Origin of the sequence: Salmonella sp. SAL-020 (assembly GCF_017372215.1) — a bacterium.
Taxonomy (GTDB): Bacteria; Pseudomonadota; Gammaproteobacteria; order Enterobacterales; family Enterobacteriaceae; genus Salmonella; species Salmonella enterica.
The window spans coordinates 345,390-364,999 of the sequence record NZ_CP071690.1 but is presented as its reverse complement, the minus strand read 5'-3'; the positions used below and the strand labels follow the sequence as shown (position 1 = coordinate 364,999).

15 protein-coding genes are annotated in these 19,610 nt (G+C 54.4%); 3 read left to right on the top strand and 12 right to left on the bottom strand.

All coding sequences use genetic code 11. The annotated features are described in order from the left end of the window. Window position 1: 1 nt before the first annotated feature. Entirely contained in the window at window positions 2-2,395 is a 2,394-nt protein-coding gene (gene malP / locus J1G48_RS01630) for a maltodextrin phosphorylase (RefSeq protein WP_000082262.1), read from the bottom strand. 593 nt (window positions 2,396-2,988) lie between these two features. On the opposite strand from malP, the gene malT reads away from it, so the two are divergent. After that, window positions 2,989-5,694: an HTH-type transcriptional regulator MalT gene (gene malT, locus J1G48_RS01625; RefSeq protein ID WP_000907030.1), complete on the top strand. Its 2,706-nt coding sequence runs from the start codon at window positions 2,989-2,991 to the stop codon at window positions 5,692-5,694. Between the two features lie 87 nt (window positions 5,695-5,781). Here malT and J1G48_RS01620 read toward each other — a convergent pair whose 3' ends face one another. The 5 genes from J1G48_RS01620 to J1G48_RS01600 form a co-directional block, all read right to left on the bottom strand. Further along, window positions 5,782-6,057: a type II toxin-antitoxin system YafQ family toxin gene (locus J1G48_RS01620; protein WP_001526148.1), complete on the bottom strand. Its 276-nt coding sequence runs from the start codon at window positions 6,055-6,057 to the stop codon at window positions 5,782-5,784. A gap of 2 nt (window positions 6,058-6,059) precedes the next feature. Further along, window positions 6,060-6,320, bottom strand: coding sequence for a type II toxin-antitoxin system RelB/DinJ family antitoxin (locus J1G48_RS01615; protein WP_000729713.1), 261 nt, complete (start codon window positions 6,318-6,320; stop codon window positions 6,060-6,062). Window positions 6,321-6,428: 108 nt separating this feature from the next. Further along, window positions 6,429-7,448: an RNA 3'-terminal phosphate cyclase gene (gene rtcA, locus J1G48_RS01610; RefSeq protein ID WP_000101024.1), complete on the bottom strand. Its 1,020-nt coding sequence runs from the start codon at window positions 7,446-7,448 to the stop codon at window positions 6,429-6,431. Window positions 7,449-7,451: 3 nt separating this feature from the next. Beyond that, window positions 7,452-8,666 (bottom strand): RNA-splicing ligase RtcB, encoded by a 1,215-nt coding sequence (gene rtcB / locus J1G48_RS01605; protein ID WP_001105533.1) that lies wholly within the window; start codon window positions 8,664-8,666, stop codon window positions 7,452-7,454. A 347-nt stretch (window positions 8,667-9,013) separates the two neighbouring features. After that, window positions 9,014-10,567 (bottom strand): TROVE domain-containing protein, encoded by a 1,554-nt coding sequence (locus J1G48_RS01600; protein ID WP_000013013.1) that lies wholly within the window; start codon window positions 10,565-10,567, stop codon window positions 9,014-9,016. A gap of 189 nt (window positions 10,568-10,756) precedes the next feature. On the opposite strand from J1G48_RS01600, the gene rtcR reads away from it, so the two are divergent. Beyond that, on the top strand, window positions 10,757-12,340 hold the full coding sequence (gene rtcR, locus J1G48_RS01595; protein ID WP_001232870.1) for an RNA repair transcriptional activator RtcR: 1,584 nt from the start codon (window positions 10,757-10,759) through the stop codon (window positions 12,338-12,340). On the opposite strand, the gene J1G48_RS01590 is transcribed toward rtcR, so the two are convergent. From J1G48_RS01590 to glpE, 3 genes are all read right to left on the bottom strand, one after another. Continuing rightward, window positions 12,337-13,095: a DeoR/GlpR family transcriptional regulator gene (locus J1G48_RS01590; RefSeq protein ID WP_000815085.1), complete on the bottom strand. Its 759-nt coding sequence runs from the start codon at window positions 13,093-13,095 to the stop codon at window positions 12,337-12,339. The genes rtcR and J1G48_RS01590 overlap by 4 nt on opposite strands. 93 nt (window positions 13,096-13,188) lie before the next feature. Then, a complete protein-coding gene (gene glpG / locus J1G48_RS01585; protein WP_000928699.1) occupies window positions 13,189-14,019 on the bottom strand; it encodes a rhomboid family intramembrane serine protease GlpG in 831 nt (276 codons plus the stop codon). A gap of 75 nt (window positions 14,020-14,094) precedes the next feature. Beyond that, entirely contained in the window at window positions 14,095-14,421 is a 327-nt protein-coding gene (glpE, locus tag J1G48_RS01580; protein WP_000434523.1) for a thiosulfate sulfurtransferase GlpE, read from the bottom strand. A gap of 198 nt (window positions 14,422-14,619) precedes the next feature. Here glpE and glpD point away from each other — a divergent pair, with 198 nt between their 5' ends. Further along, a complete protein-coding gene (glpD, locus tag J1G48_RS01575; RefSeq protein ID WP_000448179.1) occupies window positions 14,620-16,128 on the top strand; it encodes a glycerol-3-phosphate dehydrogenase in 1,509 nt (502 codons plus the stop codon). 46 nt (window positions 16,129-16,174) lie between these two features. Here the strand turns inward: glpD and J1G48_RS01570 are convergent, their stop codons facing one another. The 3 genes from J1G48_RS01570 to J1G48_RS01560 form a co-directional block, all read right to left on the bottom strand. Beyond that, a complete protein-coding gene (locus tag J1G48_RS01570; protein WP_000393233.1) occupies window positions 16,175-16,720 on the bottom strand; it encodes a hypothetical protein in 546 nt (181 codons plus the stop codon). Between the two features lie 9 nt (window positions 16,721-16,729). Beyond that, on the bottom strand, window positions 16,730-18,226 hold the full coding sequence (locus J1G48_RS01565) for a PstS family phosphate ABC transporter substrate-binding protein (protein ID WP_000786188.1): 1,497 nt from the start codon (window positions 18,224-18,226) through the stop codon (window positions 16,730-16,732). Between the two features lie 157 nt (window positions 18,227-18,383). Beyond that, window positions 18,384-19,493, bottom strand: a complete 1,110-nt coding sequence (locus J1G48_RS01560) for a glycerol dehydrogenase (RefSeq protein ID WP_000258844.1) — start codon at window positions 19,491-19,493, stop codon at window positions 18,384-18,386. Window positions 19,494-19,610 lie beyond the last annotated feature (117 nt).

Genomic DNA, 19,610 nt, shown 5'->3' with positions numbered 1-19,610 from the left:
CTTAGCGTTTTGCCTGCCAGATACGGGCTTGATAATCGCGAATAGAGCGATCGGAACTGAACATACCGCAGCGCGCGGTATTGAGGATCGCGGCGCGCGTCCACGCTTCCTGGTCACGATACAGCGCATCCACCTGCTTTTGCGCCTCGACATAAGCGGCGAAGTCCGCCATGACCAGGTACGGATCGCCCCCCTGTTTGCCGAGGCTATGCAGCATCTGGTCAAAGGCATGTTTATCGCCATCGCTGTATTGACCGCTTTCCAGCTCTTTTAGCACCGCATCCAGCACTTTGTCTTTTTTACGCCATTTCACCGGATCGTAGCCTTTGGCTTTGAGCGCCTTGACCTCTTCCACAGTATGGCCAAAGATAAAGATATTCTCTTCACCCACCTTCTCAGCGATTTCAACGTTAGCGCCGTCCAGCGTTCCCACAGTCAACGCCCCGTTCAGCGCCAGTTTCATGTTGCCGGTGCCGGACGCCTCTTTCCCGGCGGTAGAAATTTGCTCGGAAATATCCGCCGCCGGAATGAGCATTTCCGCCGCCGAGACGCAGTAATCCGGCAGGAAAACCACCTTCAGCTTATCACCCACCGCCGGGTCGTTATTAATGGCTTCCGCAACCTTATTGATAGCAAAAATGATGTTCTTCGCCAGGTAATAGCCCGGCGCCGCCTTCGCGCCAAACAGGAATACGCGCGGTACGCGGTCGGCCTGCGGGTTTTCGCGGATCTCTTTGTACAGTGCCAGAATGTGCAGTAGGTTCAGGTGCTGACGTTTGTACTCGTGCAGACGTTTGATTTGAATATCAAAAATCGCGTTGCTTGAAATCTCAATCCCGGTACGGGCCTTGATGAATTTCACCAGCCGCTCTTTGTTCGCCCGCTTGATGTCGCGATATTGCTGACGGAACTTCGCATCGTCAGCGTATTTTTCGAGGTTGATCAACTGGTCGAGATCGTTAGCCCACTCTTTTTTCAGCGTTTTATCCAGCAACGCCGCAAGCTGCGGATTGCACTGTTTGATCCAGCGACGCGGCGTAATGCCGTTGGTGACATTGTGGAATTTGTTCGGCCAAAGCTGGTGATATTCCGGGAACAGATCTTTCACCACCAGATCGGAGTGCAGCGCCGCCACACCGTTGACCGCAAAGCCGCTGACCACGCACATATTGGCCATGCGTACCTGACGGTCGTGCACCACCGCCAGTTTTGCCCATACCTGCTTATCGCCAGGCCAGGTCTTATCGACCAGCGTCTTAAAGCGATCGTTAATCTGCTTGATAATCTGCATATGACGCGGCAACAGCGCTTTGATTAACCTCTCGTCCCAGCACTCCAGCGCTTCCGGCATCAGGGTGTGGTTGGTGTAGGCGAAGGTTTTGCTGGTGATAGCCCAGGCGTCATCCCAGCTCATCTGGTGTTCATCCAGCAATACGCGCAGCAGTTCAGGGATGGCAATAGTCGGGTGGGTATCATTTAGCTGAATGACCTCATAATCCGCCAGCTCATGCAGCTTGCGTCCGGCCAGATGATGGCGACGCAGAATATCCGCTACCGAGCAGGCGCACTGGAAGTATTGCTGCATCAGGCGCAGTTTTTTGCCCGCCGTGTGGTTATCGTTGGGATAAAGCACCTTCGTCAGTTTTTCCGCATCGATACCCTGCTGTTCCGCCCGCAGGAAAGCGCCGTCGTTGAATTTGGTCAGATCAAACGGATGGGCGTGGGTCGCCTGCCACAAACGCAGCGGTTGCGCGACACCGTTACGATAGCCTAACACCGGCAGATCCCAGGCCTGGCCTGTAATCACAAAACCTGGCTCCCAGCGCCCTTCTTTGGTGACTTTACCGCCGATCCCAACCTGGACGTCCAGCGCCTCGTTGTGGCGGAACCACGGATAGCTGCCGCGATGCCAGTCATCCGGCGCTTCCACCTGCTTGCCCTCAACAAATGACTGACGGAACAGCCCATACTGGTAGTTCAGACCATAGCCGGTAGCGGACTGCCCGACAGTGGCCATCGAATCGAGGAAGCAGGCGGCCAGACGTCCCAGACCACCGTTGCCGAGCGCCGGATCGACTTCCTCTTCCAGCAGATTGGTCAGATTAATATCGTGCGCTTTCAGCACATCGCTAACGTCCTGGTACCACCCCAGATTTAACAGGTTATTTCCCGTCAGGCGGCCAATCAAAAATTCCATCGAAATGTAGTTCACATGACGCTGGCCTTTCGTCGGCTGCGCTACCGGTTGCGCGCTCAGTAATTCCGCCAGCGCGCCGCTAACGGCCTGCCACCACTGACGAGGCGTCATGTCGGACGCCGACAGTAAACCGAAACGCTGCCACTGACGCGTCAGGGCGGCCTGGAATTGATCTTTATTGAAGGTTGGCTGTGACATAGGAAATCCGTCCTCGGGTAATAAAACAACGTTATCGCTAGTTTGCCAGGCTCGATGTTGACCTTCCTCCTCCCGGCAATGATTAGGGAGGGAGGAGGAGCGGGGATGAGCATAAAAGTGTGATCGCCGCCACTTACCCCTGTATAAACGCGCCGATTCCTGTCAACGACACCCAGTGTTACGCATAATCAAATGAATAAACAGAAATAACAGTAAATCGCGAAGGGGTATTTTCGAAGATTATATGAACGCCGAAATAGTTTCTTACCTGAAATATTCAGCAGCGGGAGGTTCACTAACTTAACATAATTAATTAAACGCCTGGTATCGCCATTGTGTTAAATCCGCATCCTGTCCAGGACATTATTTACAATAACGGAAATATGACCTCAGCCCAGCTCTGACGCTCGTTTCAACCGCGCCGAATACTTTTTTAATACCGTTATTTAGAATTGTGACAGAGTGCAAATTCAGACACATAAAAAGTCTGCTTAGCTTGCATTAAAATGCTTTCTGGCCGACCTTATATCTATTAATTACGAAGCGCAAAAAAAATCGCAGTTCCCCCCATTTCCCACAGTGAAGTGATTGCTATGTTGATTCCGTCTAAATTAAGTCGTCCGGTTCGTCTCGACCATACCGTGGTTCGTGAGCGGCTGTTGGCTAAACTTTCCGGCGCGAACAATTTCAGGCTCGCCCTGGTAACCAGTCCTGCTGGCTATGGGAAAACCACGCTTGTCTCACAGTGGGCGGCGGGCAAAAATGAATTAGGCTGGTACTCTCTCGACGAAGGCGATAACCAGCAAGAGCGATTCGCCAGTTACTTAATTGCCGCTATCCAACAGGCCACCGGCGGACACTGCTCTACCAGCGAAGCGATGGCGCAAAAACGTCAGTACGCCAGCCTGACGTCCCTCTTCGCGCAGCTCTTTATTGAACTGGCGCAGTGGCATCGCCCGCTTTATCTGGTGATTGACGACTACCATTTGATTACCAATCCGGTGATTCACGACGCGATGCGCTTTTTCTTACGGCATCAGCCGGAAAATTTCACCCTGGTGGTGTTATCGCGTAATTTGCCGCAACTGGGCATCGCTAATCTGCGCGTGCGCGATCAGCTGTTGGAAATCGGCAGCCAGCAGTTAGCTTTTAACCATCAGGAAGCAAAGCAATTTTTTGACCGTCGCCTTTCGTCGCCCATTGAAGCCGCTGAGAGCAGTCGTATGTGCGACGATGTGGCCGGTTGGGCCACTGCGCTACAGTTGATCGCCCTCTCCGCGCGCCAGAACCATACCTCTGCGCATCACTCCGCCCGCCGTCTTGCCGGGATTAATGCCAGCCACCTTTCTGATTATCTGGTGGACGAAGTACTGGATAACGTGGATGTCAGCACCCGACATTTTTTACTTAAAAGCGCGATCTTACGCTCAATGAATGACGCGTTGATTGTGCGCGTGACCGGCGAAGAAAACGGCCAGATGCGGCTGGAGGAGATTGAGCGCCAGGGGTTATTCCTGCAACGCATGGACGACACGGGCGAGTGGTTTAGCTATCACCCGTTGTTTGGTAGCTTTCTGCGCCAGCGTTGCCAGTGGGAACTGGCGGCGGAACTGCCGGAGATCCACCGTGCGGCCGCGGAAAGCTGGATGGAACAGGGTTTTCCCAGCGAAGCTATTCATCATGCGCTGGCGGCGGGTGACGCGCAAATGCTGCGCGATATCCTGCTTAACCATGCGTGGGGGCTGTTTAATCACAGTGAACTGGCGCTGCTGGAAGAGTCATTAAAAGCGCTGCCGTGGGAAAGCCTGCTGGAAAATCCGCGGCTGGTGTTGTTACAGGCCTGGCTGATGCAAAGCCAACACCGCTACAGCGAAGTGAATACGCTGCTGGCGCGCGCCGAGCAAGAGATCAAAGGGGTCATGGACGGCACGCTACATGCTGAATTTAACGCGCTGCGCGCCCAGGTCGCCATCAACGACGGCAATCCGGAAGAGGCTGAGCGGCTGGCGAAACTGGCGCTGGATGAGCTTCCTCTCGCCTGGTTTTATAGCCGTATTGTCGCGACCTCCGTTCACGGCGAAGTGCTGCACTGTAAAGGCGATCTCAGCCAGTCTTTATCGCTGATGCAGCAAACCGAACAAATGGCGCGCCATCATGACGTCTGGCATTACGCGCTGTGGAGCTTAATTCAACAAAGTGAAATTCAGTTCGCCCAGGGATTCCTGCAGGCCGCATGGGAAACGCAGGAGAGAGCCTTCCAGTTGATCAAAGAGCAACATCTGGAACAACTGCCGATGCATGAGTTTCTGGTACGTATCCGCGCGCAATTGCTGTGGGCGTGGGCGCGCCTTGACGAAGCGGAGGCCTCGGCGCGCAGCGGTATCGCTGTGCTGTCCACCTTCCAGCCGCAACAACAGTTGCAGTGCCTGACGTTACTGGTGCAGTGCTCGCTGGCGCGCGGCGATCTGGATAATGCCCGTAGTCAGCTTAACCGACTGGAAAATTTATTAGGCAATGGTCGTTATCACTGCGACTGGATCTCTAACGCCGATAAAGTGCGTGTCATTTACTGGCAGTTAACCGGCGACAAGAAATCCGCCGCCAACTGGTTACGTCATACGCCCAAACCGGCGTTTGCCAATAACCATTTTCTGCAAGGGCAATGGCGGAATATCGCCCGCGCGCAGATCCTGCTGGGCGAATTCGAGCCTGCGGAAATCGTGCTGGAAGAGTTAAATGAGAATGCCCGTAGCCTGCGCTTAATGAGCGATTTAAACCGCAATCTGCTGTTACTCAATCAGCTTTACTGGCAATCCGGGCGGAAAAACGACGCCCAGCGCGTATTGCTTGATGCCTTACAGCTCGCCAACCGCACCGGATTTATCAGCCATTTTGTGATTGAAGGCGAAGCCATGGCGCAACAATTGCGTCAGCTTATCCAGCTCAATACGCTGCCGGAGATGGAGCAGCATCGCGCGCAGCGCATCCTGCGAGAGATTAACCAACATCACCGGCATAAATTCGCCCATTTTGACGAAGGCTTCGTCGAGCGCCTGCTTAACCATCCGGATGTCCCGGAGCTTATTCGCACCAGCCCGCTCACCCAGCGTGAATGGCAGGTGTTAGGGCTTATCTATTCCGGTTACAGCAACGAACAGATTGCCGGCGAACTGGCGGTGGCCGCAACCACCATTAAGACGCATATCCGCAACCTCTACCAGAAACTCGGCGTCGCGCACCGTCAGGACGCGGTACAGCACGCACAACAGTTGCTGAAGATGATGGGGTACGGGGTTTGAGGCAAAACAGGCAACGTCCTGGTGTGTAAATTTGTTTAATCATAAAACCTGAAAGCACCGGTTAACATATGGGCAAAAACGGCGCTTTTAAAATAAATCGGCATGCGTTCCTGTTCGTTCAAATCGCAGGCATTCATCCGTTATCTTATAAATAAGAATCCAGTCAGGCTCAATATGGGCATCCCGGTATCCGCTATATGAACCTTGTAACGGGTGATCTTTATAAATGGCAGGAAGGGGAAAAGGGTGGTGAATCAGAAGCGTCATAAGTGTTTTAAGTTTGCCGACATCCTTATGACGCTTTTGTGCCCGTTTTACATCTTTCTGGAACTGTCCCGAATATTCAATTTCCCTTTGCCCCATAGTCAGATCCCTAACTGGTCAAACAAATCATCAGCATCTTTGGCTTTATGAATATCAACGCCAGCTTCGCTATTTTCTATCGTTCGTGACGTTAACTCATTGGGTATGCGCAAATCAAAAGGCAATGCCTTTTCACGCGCAACTTTAGTCAGTGTAATCCGTATCAAATCAGAAATGGTTAACCCCATTTCAGCCAGGACATCTGCCGCCTGGTCCTTCAGCGTTTCGTCGATACGGGCACGAACAAGCGCATTTGCAGCCATCGATTAGTCTCCTGTACTGTGTCTCTATACAGTTCAAATTGTAGCTCAACTGAGACACACATACAAACCGGGCCCGGATGTTTGCCTTGCAATGCTCGTAAAGATGACTTAGTCGCTTACCCGGACAAGATAGCCACTTTCGGTTGCTTCACAGGAAAATCTGACCGGCAAAAACCGTTCCACCACCGCAATATTGGTAAGCAAGTGAGCGGAAGCCCGTGCCACGGTAAACGCGCCTTCGCCCGCCAGCGCCAGCGGTAAAATCAGCTGGTCGGCCAGATGCTCTCCCACCGCCGCCGGGCTTGCGAGATAGCGCCGCGCTTCATGCGCAACCTGATTAGCTACCGCTTCCGCGCTGGTGCCTTTTACGCCGAACGCGGCGAACAGTTCGGTCAACTGTTCGCTTTGGATCATCAGCAACAGCGCATTGCCCGGCCCGCAGCCGCCTTCCAGCGCAACGACATTTTTCTCCGCCAGCGGGAAATGGGCTTCCAGCGTTGCGACTTCACGTTCGCCAACGTGGTAAGGAACCGCCGCCAGCAAAGCTTCAGCGGTGGTGCGCAGCGTCTCGCCGCGCGATATCAGCGTTAGCCCGCGTAAAGACGTTGCCGGTTCGACGACCGTCGCCGCCGCGCCGCCGCCTGCCGGATAAAAGCCGTGTTTTATCAGCGTGGTGCGCTGGCTGATGCCCATCCTCGCCAACAGCGGCTCCCAGACGCGGCAGATAAAATCGGCGCTGGGCGCGGCCTGATTATGCGTCCCGCCGTGAACCTCCACGCGGGATGAACCATCGGCAAACCACAGCGCGGGCAGGACGGTTTGCAGCACCAGCATACAACTGCCCGCGCTGCCAATCGCGAAACGGTACTCGCCGCCGCGAATCGGCCCCGGCGTAAAACGCAACTGCTGCGAGCCCAGCTCGTCGCCGTTCACCTGCGCGCCGCAGATTTCCGTTGCCGCCCGCACCGCCGTTAAATGCTGGCGTAGCAGCCCCGGTTTGGCGCGCCCGGCGCGGATGTCGCTCATTTCAAACGGCTGGCCGGTTATCATTGATAAACTCAGCGCCGAGCGCAAAATCTGCCCGCCGCCCTCTCCCTGTGCGCCATCCAGCGCGATGATCCTTGCCATTTTCTATCCTTTAACGCACACCACCTGCCGCAGGGTGTACATGATTTCCACCAGGTCAGACTGCGCCGCCATCACCGCATCAATGTCTTTATACGCCATTGGGATCTCGTCGATCACGTCCGCATCTTTACGGCATTCGACATGCGCGGTGGCGCGAATCTGATCGTCAACGCTAAACAGTTTCTTCGCTTTCGTTCGGCTCATCACACGCCCGGCGCCGTGGCTGCACGAACAGAACGACTCTTCGTTACCCAGCCCGCGCACGATAAAGCTTTTCGCCCCCATCGAACCGGGAATGATACCGAACTCACCGCGCCGCGCCGAAACCGCTCCTTTACGCGTCACATAAATCTCTTCGCCAAAGTGCTGTTCTTTTTGCACATAGTTATGGTGGCAGTTGATCTCGTCCATATCGAGGACGATCGATTTTTCCACGCAGCGCTGGAGCGCCGCCAGCGCGTTTTCCATCATCGCCTCGCGGTTCAGGCTGGCGAATTGCTGCGCCCAGTGTACCGCTTTCAGGTAATCATCAAAATATTCGCTTCCTTCATTAAAATACGCCAGATCGCGGGACGGCAGCGTTTCTAACTGCTCCTGCATTTCTTGCTGCGCCAGGCCGATAAAATAGGTGCCGATGGCGTTACCGATCCCGCGCGAACCGGAGTGCAGCATGATCCATACCCGATCGGTTTCATCCAGACAGATCTCAATAAAGTGGTTACCGGTTCCCAATGTTCCCAGGTGCTTATAGCTATTGGTATTCAAAAAGCGCGGATATTTTTGCGTTAACCACTGATATCCCGCTTCCAGCTGCGCCCATTTTTCATCAACGTTGGCGGGCGGGTTTCCCCATGCGCCCACATCGCGACGCCCGCGTCCGGTGGTACGCCCGTGAGGCACAGCGGCCTCTATGGCGCTACGCAGCTCCGCCAGATTTTCCGGCAGATCGGCCGCCGTTAAGCTGGTACGCAGCGCGTTCATTCCACAACCGATATCCACGCCCACCGCCGCCGGAATAATCGCCCCTTTCGTCGGGATCACGCTACCGATGGTCGATCCTTTCCCCAAATGCACATCCGGCATAACGGCAATATGTTTGAAAATAAACGGCATTTTCGCCGTATTAATCAGTTGCTGACGGGCATCGTCTTCTACCGGTACGCCTTTGGTCCACATTTTTACCGGTGCGTTCTGGGTGGTCATCAATTCGTAATTCATCATTTTTTTCTCGTTTTAATCATTAGGGTGGCGACAAGTTTATGTGAATACACCGCTCTACCATTGAGCTACAGAGCCGGGCTCTGACGGGTCTCGAACCCGCAACAAATGTAGATCCACAGGCATTCGCCAAAATAGGGTGGCACGACAAGTTAAGGTGAATCACCCGCTCTACCGTTGAGCTACAGGGCTAAGCCCCGGCAGGGTTCGAACCTGCGTCTGGCCATACAAGGTGTAGATCCACCAGCATTCGTGCCTTCAGCGTTGCGCGACAAATTCATAGCCGGGATGATACGCATCGGGAAAGATGTAATCCCGGCCAGCATTCGCGCCGCGCTGAATACTCTTTACAGCGTCACGGCTTCAATCTCTTCCAGCCAGTGCGCGCTGCCATAGCGACCGTTAACAAAGTTATCTATCACCGTAAACACCTCGTCGCTGAAGCCGCCGACGTTCAAAATATCGCTTCGTTCCGCCGCCTGGGTGGTACCGTAAGGCAGCAGATCGATACACACCAGGCGCGCCTGCGGGTTGCGCTTTTTCAGTTCGATCCAGCATTCCATGGTGGCCGTTGAGCCATGGCGCGACTTATCAACCCACGATTCGTTATCCGACACCATAATCACCAGATCCACCCGCGCCCGCTCGTTCAACAACCTACGCAGCGGCGCGGAGCAGTTGGTGCTGCCGCCGCCAACCGCCGCCAGCTTTTGCGCGTTGTGCATAACCGACTGGCGCGCATCAAGCTGCACGTCGACCACATCGCATTCAAACGGCAGCACGCGGGCCTGCGGATGATTACGCAGCACGGCGGCGGCGATCAGCCCGGCAACGTCCACGCAGCGGATCTTACTGGTCGCCCCCTTGCGATAGCCGGTTATCGACGACTTCATCGACCCCGACACATCCGGGCAGACCACCACGTTGCCGCGAAACGGCGGAATGTTCTCCAGCGCGTACTCCATCGCCTGCGCTAAAGCCTCGCGAATAACCTGCGGCACGCTGCATTGCAGATTGCTCCACGCCGACAGCAGCTGATAAGGATAAACCCAGGACTGGCGCACCTGCGCCCTGTCCGCCAGCCGCTGCGCCACGCTGGCGGCAAGCGTTGCATTCTCAAACACGTCATGACGCGCCAGCGTATTCAAATTCATGCGCAACGTTTGCCAGCTCATCCGCTGCGCCAGTTGCGCCCATTGTTCGCGACTCAGCGGCGCGTTGGTCAGCAGTAAAAACGGCACATCGGGTAAGGCCGCGCCCATATTGCCTTCACGAAACGCCAGCAGCGCGCGCGTTTTTTCCGGCAGTTGCGCCTTATCGCACGGCTTACCAATCAGCCAGGCAAAGAAGGCTTCCTGCCACGCCGCCTGCGGCCGTGGGTGCACCATTTTGACGATATCCGCCAGCGACGGCATATTGCCCACCGATGCCTGCAATAAGCGCTCTTCGCTGGCGTTCTGCAACCAACGCTGCACCAGCTTCTTTGGCCGCGTCCCCAGCGAGCGCCGCCCGGTCACGCCGCTGCGCAACATTTGCACAAAGTTACGCAGCATCCGGCCATTATTGATCACCCGCGCAAATACTACCGGCAGCAGCGCCGAGCCACGCGCCGCCAGAATGGCGGTCAACAGCGCGGGCATATCCTTCATCATCCCGCGTTCGCGGCCATAAATCGCCAGTTGCGCTAAAAACAGATCGTCGAGATCTTTCGCTGTCGCCAGAACATCATTTAGCTGCGCCTGGCCGCTGACATAAAAAGTCTCGTTCATGCAACCGGTCATCACCATTTGCGCCAGTGTATGGCGTGGGGTGAAGGCGAAGGCCGCTGCGCCTTGCTGATTGCTGGCGTTGGCCAGCGGCGCGTCCCTTAACAGCGAACGGAACAAAAGTGGATTAGCCATTTGTTTTTCCCATTTCCGTTATTCTCCATGCCAGAGTTATTGCAACCAGCGTGCCAGAAAATAAATTATTTTATAGTCTATTGATTTTTAAGTTATTTATTTCCTTAGCGTTCAGGTGAAAGAAAAATGCCTGCACGGCAGCCATTAAAAAGCGATAAAATTATCTCGTCTTTTAGAAGGAAATCTAAGATGCGAAAAACGGTGGCCTTTGGTTTTGTCGGCACGGTGCTCGACTATGCAGGACGCGGCAGTCAGCGTTGGGAAAAATGGCGCCCTACTTTGTGTCTGTGTCAGCAGGAGACGCTGGTCGTTCACCGCCTGGAACTGCTGTACGATGCCCGCTCTCGCTCGCTGTTTGAAGGATTAAAGAAGGATATCGCCAGCGTCTCGCCGGAAACGGAAGTCGTCGGCGTAGAAATCGCGATCCGCAACCCGTGGGACTTCGAAGAGGTTTACGCCTGCCTGCACGATTTCGCCCGCAGCCATACCTTTCATCCCGAAGATGAAGACTATCTGATTCATATCACCACCGGCACCCACGTCGCGCAGATCTGCTGGTTCCTGCTGGCGGAGGCGCGCTATCTACCGGCGCGATTAGCGCAGACCTCGCCGCCGCGCAAAAAAGATAAACCGCATAGCACGGGCGACGTGACGATTATTGACCTCGACCTCAGCCGCTACAATGACATCGCCACCCGCTTCGCCCAGGAGCGGGAGGAGACGCTCAACTTCCTGAAGTCCGGCATTGCAACCCGCAACCCGTGTTTCAACCGGATGATTGAGCAAATTGAGCGCGTCGCGATACGCTCCCGTTCGCCAATCCTGCTCAACGGCCCGACCGGCGCGGGCAAGTCGTTTCTCGCCCGTCGCATCTATGAACTAAAACTGGCCCGCCACCAGTTCAGCGGCCCGTTTGTCGAAGTGAACTGCGCCACCCTGCGCGGCGACACGGCGATGTCGGCGCTGTTCGGCCACGTTAAGGGGGCGTTTACCGGTGCGAGAGAGGAGCGTGCAGGACTGCTGCGCAGCGCCGACGGCGGCATGCTGTTTCTTGACGAAGTGGGAGAACTGGGCGCGGATGAACAGGCCATGTTGCTGAAAGCCATTGAAGAGAAACGCTTTTACCCTTTCGGCAGCGACCAGCAGGTCAGCAGCGATTTCCAGTTGATTGCCGGCACGGTGCGCGACCTGCGCCAGCGAGTGGCGGAGGGGACATTCCGCGAAGACCTGTACGCGCGCATTAATCTCTGGACCTTCGAACTACCGGGCCTGCGTCAGCGCCAGGAAGATATTGAACCAAACCTTGACTACGAACTGGAACGCCACGCGGCGCTAACCGGCGACAGCGTGCGTTTTAATACCGAAGCGCGCCGCGCCTGGCTGAGCTTCGCCACCTCGCCGCAGGCCGCCTGGCGCGGTAACTTCCGCGAACTCTCCGCCAGCGTCACCCGCATGGCGACGCTAGCGGACAACGGGCGAATCACGGTCGAAACGGTAGACGATGAAATCGCGCGTTTGCGCTATAGCTGGAATGACCATCGCCCCTCCGCGCTCGACGGATTGCCGGGCATTGACGCAACGGCGCTGGATCTGTTTGACCGTATGCAACTGGAAAACGTCGTTGCCATCTGCCGCCAGGCGAAAACCCTTTCCGACGCCGGGCGGCAGCTATTCAACGTTTCCCGTCAGGGGAAAGCCACGGTGAATGACGCTGACCGGCTGCGTAAGTACCTGGCGCGTTTTGGGCTGACGTGGGACGTTTTACAGAATTAACACAGCTCCAGTTGAATATGGTTCTCCGTCAACACCTGCATCACGCCCGGCGGCGGCAGGGTATCGGTGTAGACCGCATCGACCATACTAATGCTGCCCATGTTTACCATCGCGTTACGGCCAAATTTAGAGTGATCCACCACCAGCATCACGTGGCGCGAATTTTCGATAATCGCGCGCTTGGTGCGTACCTCATGGTAGTCAAATTCCAGCAACGAGCCGTCGCTATCAATACCGCTAATACCGAGAATGCCGAAATCGAGACGGAACTGGGCGATAAAGTCCTGCGTCGCTTCGCCAATAATGCCGCCGTCGCGGCTACGGAGTTCACCGCCGGCGAGGATAATACGAAAATCCTCTTTCGCCATTAGCGTGTTCGCTACGTTCAAATTGTTGGTCACGATCCGCAAATTACTGTGCCCTAACAGGGCGTGCGCTACGGCTTCCGGCGTCGTGCCGATATCAATAAACAGCGTTGAACCATTGGGGATCTGGGCCGCGACTTTGCGAGCGATGCGCTCTTTTTCTTCCGTTTGCGTCGCCTTACGATCGTGCCACGGCGTGTTCACCGAGCTGGAGGGCAACGCCGCGCCGCCGTGGTGGCGCAAAATCATATTCTGTTCCGCCAGATCGTTAAGATCCCGACGAATGGTTTGCGGGCTGACAGAAAAATGCTCCACCAGCTCTTCCGTACTGACGTACCCCTGTTTTTTTACCAGTTCAATGATCGCGTCATGCCGTTGTGTTTGTTTCATGAATAATCTCTGAAAGTAACCAACCTTGCGCCGGATAGCGGCATTCGCCCTACCCGGCCTGGAAAAATATCTCGACCACAGGCCGGATACGCCTCACGTTCGTTTTCGCGCATTCAGCGTATCAACAAAGGCCATCGCTAAACCGACGATAAGCCCGGCGATGTGCGCGCCGTTCGCCATAGACATGCCAAACCAGTCAAACCAACCAGCGACTATCCACAATAATGCAAAAATAATTAAGCCGCGCTGGAGGTAAATTCCGCTTTGCGGATCGCGCTCTCCACGCAGCCACACGTAACCCATCAGCGCATAGACGACGCCAGACAGTCCGCCAAACCACGGGCCGCTAAATTTCTGCTGTACATAGCCGCTTAGCAGCGCGCTTATCACCGTAATGACGATTAATTTACCGCTGCCCAGGCGCTTCTCTACCGCCCCGCCGAGATACCACCACCACAGCAGGTTAAAAAGAATATGCATCAGTGAGAAGTGCATAAAGATATGGGTGAAGTAGCGCCAGACTTCAAATTTTAAAACCGGATCGAACGGCCACGCCAGCCACACCATCACCGTCTGATCGCCGATGAGACTCATCGCGATATAGACCAGCACGCAGGCGAGCATCACGATCCAGGTAACAGGGCCGGCTCGTTCACGCAGCGTGGCGAGAAAGGGAAAACGGCGATAGCGTAGCCCGCTGTTAGTCTGCCCGGACTGCCAGCTAGCCGCCAGATAACGCGGATCGCCGGGATTTTCTATAAACCGCGCCAGCTCGCCCCGCACACGTTCGGCCTGCGATTCATCTGCCAACCAGATATCGCTTTGATTATGTTGCTGAATAGTAAGAATGACGCCCTGGGTGGCCATGTAATCAACAAATGCCTGCGCCACGCGAGGATTCGCAAAGGAAGTAATCATCAACATTATTGCTGTCGCTTAGTCCATACAAAAGAAGACAGTATATATACCCTTCTCGTCGGAGGCTGCATCTTTATGGGATTACGCGCCATTCGCGACATCGGCAGGGAAACGGCGATGCCAGGCCTCAAACCCGCCGTCAATGCTGTAAACCGCATCATAGCCTTGCTGGAGCAGATACTGCGCGGCGCCTTTACTACTGTTGCCGTGATAGCACATTACCATCACGGCGGTATCGAAACCATGCTCACGCATAAACGCGCCCAGCGTATCGTTAGTCAAGTGAAACGCCTGCGGCGCATGACCCATGGCATAACTTTGCGGATCGCGAATATCGACCAGCACCGCCGCGCCCTGGTGCAGTTTCTGATACGCCTCTTCTACAGTGATACATTCAAATTGTTCCATGAATCGCTCTTTCATTATTGCCGGTGAAGCCAATTAAGGCATTTTATCGCCCAGTGTACGTTGACGGAGTAGCTTAGCGCCATAATGTTATACATATCACTCTAAAATGTTTTTTCGATGTTACCAATAGCGCGTTTCTTTGCTATCATGTTCGATAACGAACATTTTTGAACTTTAACGAAAGTGCAAGAGGGCAGCATGGAAACCAAAGATCTGATCGTGATAGGCGGGGGCATTAACGGTGCAGGCATCGCGGCTGATGCCGCCGGGCGCGGTTTGTCCGTACTCATGCTGGAAGCGCAGGATTTGGCCTGCGCAACCTCTTCCGCCAGTTCGAAACTTATCCACGGCGGCTTACGCTACCTTGAGCACTACGAGTTCCGTCTGGTCAGCGAAGCGCTGGCAGAACGTGAAGTGCTGTTGAAAATGGCGCCGCACATCGCCTTCCCGATGCGTTTTCGTCTGCCGCACCGCCCGCATTTACGTCCGGCCTGGATGATCCGTATCGGTCTGTTTATGTACGATCACCTCGGCAAACGTACCAGTTTACCCGGTTCCACCGGTGTGCGGTTTGGCGCAGATTCGGTGCTCAAACCGGAAATCGTGCGCGGATTCGAATATTCCGACTGCTGGGTAGACGATGCGCGTCTGGTGCTGGCTAACGCACAGATGGTGGTGCGTAAAGGCGGCGAAGTCCTTACCCGTACTCGCGCAACCGCCGCTCGTCGGGAAAATGGCCTGTGGATTGTCGAAGCGGAAGATATCGACACCGGTAAAAAATATGTCTGGCAGGCGCGCGGACTGGTTAACGCCACCGGACCGTGGGTCAAACAGTTCTTCGACGAAGGGATGCACCTGCCGTCGCCATATGGCATCCGCCTGATCAAAGGCAGCCATATCGTCGTGCCGCGCGTCCATAATCAGAAGCAGGCGTATATTCTGCAAAACGAAGATAAGCGTATCGTCTTTGTCATTCCGTGGATGGAAGAGTTTTCGATCATTGGCACGACCGATGTCGAATATAAAGGCGATCCGAAAGCGGTAAAAATTGAAGAGAGCGAAATTAATTACCTGTTGAAGGTTTATAACGCGCACTTCCAGAAACAACTGGGGCGCGATGACATCGTCTGGACGTACTCCGGCGTCCGTCCGCTGTGCGATGATGAGTCCGACTCACCGCAGGCGATCACTCGCGATTATACCCTTGATATTCATGATGAAAACGGCAAAGCGCCGCTGCTTTCCGTGTTTGGCGGTAAGCTCACGACCTACCGTAAGCTGGCTGAACACGCGATGGAAAAACTGGCGTCTTATTATCCAGGCATCGGCCCGGCATGGACCAAAACGTGCGTACTGCCCGGCGGCGACATCGACGGCAGCCGCGAAGATTACGCGGCGAAGCTGCGTCGTCGTTATCCGTTCCTGACGGAATCGCTGGCGCGCCACTATTCGCGCACTTACGGCAGCAACACGGAGTGGATTCTCGGCGAAGCCACGTCGCTGCTTGATTTAGGCGAAGATTTCGGTCATGAGTTTTACGAGGCGGAACTCAAGTACCTGGTGGATCACGAATGGGTGCGCCGTACTGAAGACGCTATCTGGCGTCGCACCAAAGAAGGCATGTGGCTGACCGCCGAACAGCAGTCCCGCATCACCCAGTGGCTGGCGGCGTATGTTGAGAAACACCAACTTTCAATGGCGTCGTAATAAAATCCGGGGCGGTTTATACCGCCCTTTTCGCCACATACCGCATTCACTCGCCGGGTTTTGTACAGCCGGGCATATGATTAGTGATACGGTAGCGATCGACACTTATTTGGGTAATAAAGAAGGGTTTTGCCCGCGCTTCGCTATTCCAGAGAGTTTTCCCCGTTTTACACCAGCTTTTATGAGAAAAGTTGGCATAATGAACCACACTCTCCTCCCCCAGCACGCTTTCAAAATGCGCGCGTTTATCACCGTCGGCCACGCTAAAGTCAGCATAAAAAAGATTGCTGTCCAGGTTAAACGTCATCTCTATTTCACTGGCGGACGATGGAAAGAACACAGGCAGCCAGGTCCAGATACCGGATTGCTCGGGTATGGCGGCATAATCAGGAAAATAGCTTACCTGGCGATCATCGCAGGCGGTCAGCACAGCGATGATGATTAATGCTGCACCACACCGGAGGACCTGATTAATCAGCTCAGCAACAATATCTTTATGCCACGAAGTGGATTCACGCCGTGCAATACGAATATCAGCGCCGCTGGCCGGGTCTATGCCAACCCGTTCCACATATAATTTAACCTCTTCCATTTAGTCCCTTTATTTCGCGGCCGGATACAGCGGCACATATCCCACATCCTGCACCAACTGTTGTCCCTGCGGGCTTAGAAACCAGTCCACCAGCTTTTGTGTTTCCGCTGTGGGGTGTTCACGGGTGACCATATAAACATCAACCGTGTACGGGTAACTGCCGTTACGAATATTTTCAACCGTCGGCGCAACATCGTTTATCGCCAGTAATTTAATCTCTTTATTGCTGTGCATCTGCGTAGCGTAATAACGAAAGGTATAGCCAATGGCGTTGTGCGTATTGCGATACTCAGCCACGATATCCACCATATCCCCCATCGCGGTTGCCACTGATGTTGTTTGCGCTGGCATCAGCTTCGTTTCTTTCATTACCTTCGCCAGCATCGCCGTTTGGCTGCCAGAGTTTTCCGGTCGCTGCCAGGGCTTAATGTCGATTGCCTCTCCGCCCACCTCATTCCAGTGGGTGATTCTTCCGCTAAAAATGCCGCGAATTTGTACATCACTCAACGATGACACGGGATTGTTTTGGTTGACGATAAACACAAACGCTTCACGTGCAAAGGGGGTGTAAACCAGTTTTACGCCACTGGCCTCGGCCAATTGCTTTTGAGCAGTGGAAGGCTGGGCGACAAAAATAAGATCGGCATTACCGTTAAGGATATTTTGATAGGCTTCAATGGTTCCCTGGTTTTCAAGGTAGTCTTCAGGGCAGATATCATCCGGAAAGCGCGTAAGCGCATAAAAAGCCGAGGCGTATAACGGCAAGCCAGCCGTTGCGCCATCGAGCCGCGGCCAATTTTGGGTGAGCAAAAGTGTCGGTTCATCGCGCAGCCCGGTTAGCTTGTTGCCCCATGTGTGCGCCTGATAATCGCGGAAATAAAGATATTCACTGCTCTCGGGAGCGGGATACTTCACGGCATAAAGATGTGACTGGTATACGGCACAGCTCCCGAAAAACAGCAGGCAAATCACCAGCAGATTACGACAAGAGTAGCCCGCACCGCCGCGTAGCACTCCCCAACGCGCACCGCCATACCCCAATGCAAAACAGAGCTGCGAGCCAACCGGGATGAGCAACACTGCCCATACCCAGCCGTTGAAAAAGGATATTACGCTGGGTACTAACCAAAGCGTTTGCACCACCTGGGCGATGGGTTTACGCCCTATCGCGCGAATATTAAGATCGGTGAGAAACATCAGGATGACCCACCCCATCAGCACCACCAGAGCGGGCATAAGCAGGCAGCAATCACGCCATTCTGGATTTACCTCTGATGCATTTCCCTTTCCCCATATTCGGCCACAGAGAAAAATTAACCCCGCGCCCAGAAGCGCTACCGGGATAATGGTCGCCTTCTCAATAGATTGCGCGATGGGGATACTATTTTCAAGAACGCTAATGTACGCCCACATTCCCCCCACGATAATCGTAATAATGTTCACCAGCAGCGGCACGCCGATAAACGCCATCATGATTGACAAAAAAAGCCACTTAGCATTTTTCATTTTTCTATCCGCTAATCCCTGCGATAGCGGAAGTATAAACCCGGTAGTCCTGAGCACCCCCCATGCATTTTTCTGAAATAGCGACGTTAAAACATTCACGATAGCGGCAGACAGAAGTTGAAAGTTCCGGCTGCCGTTTTTTATTTACAGGCTCACATTAACCTGCAAGATCGATCTTTTTCCGCGCCTGCCCAACAGCATCGGCGGCCCGCAATGCCGCCTGCACAGCCTCCGGCGTAATGGTAAACGGCTCGTTGTGCATCGTTTCCCCGGTTTGACAAGACGCCCTGGCAACGGCCAGCAGTTCATCATCGCTAACGCCAGCCAGACCAATATCCGCCAGCGTGGTGGGCAAGCCTATATCTTCACAAAATTGATAAACCTCCTCGATAAGCTCAGGCGCTCTATCGGTGAGCATAAGCATTGCCAGCGTGCCAAACGCAACCTTTTCCCCATGCCAGTATTTGTGCGTGGCGGGCAGTACCGTCAGACCGTTATGAATGGCGTGCGCCGCCGCCAGCCCACCGCTTTCAAAACCGAGCCCGGATAATAGCGTATTCGCTTCGATAACATGTTCGAGCGCCGGAGTAACCTGATGTTGTTCACAAGCAAGCTTCGCCAGGCGCCCATAGCGCATTAAGGTGGTGTAGCAAAAGCGCGCCAGCTCAAATGCGGTCATCGGTCCTGGCCTAGTGGTCATATTGCCTGCCCCTTTGATGCGGCAATCTTCCGCTTCAAACCAGGTTGCCAGCGCATCGCCTATCCCGGAAACCAAAAAGCGTACCGGCGCGGCAGCAATAATACTGCTGTCCACCAGCACAAGCGTCGGGTTACGTGGAATCATCAGGTAGCGTTTGAATTTCCCTTCTGGCGTATAGATAACAACCAGTGAACTGCACGGCGCATCCGTTGAGGCCAGAGTAGGAACCACGGCAATAGGCAGCCGCAGGCTGGCGCCGGTTGCTTTTGCCGTATTCAGGGTTTTCCCGCCCCCCATACCAACAATCACATCGGCGCCAATTTCCTGCGCGCGTGCGGAGATGCGAGCAATTTCCTCATCACTGCACTCGCTACTGAACACTTCGATATCAAATTCAATCACCCCGTGCAGTGCTGTTGCAACTGTATCCCGGTAGGTGTTGTGAACAACAGGATCCTGCAAAATCAGCGCCTTATGACCGAGTGCGGCCAATTCCTGCGGGAGATGCGTTGTCAACGCTCCTTTACCCTGAACATATCGTGACGGAAAGATCGCGGTAGTAACCATTGTTTCTCCTTAAAAAGCATTAAAGTTCAATATACAGAACACAAATTCCACATAAAGAATTTAATGCTGTTTACTCTGAACGCACAATGACCAGGTGAGAGCATAATCTTATCCTGT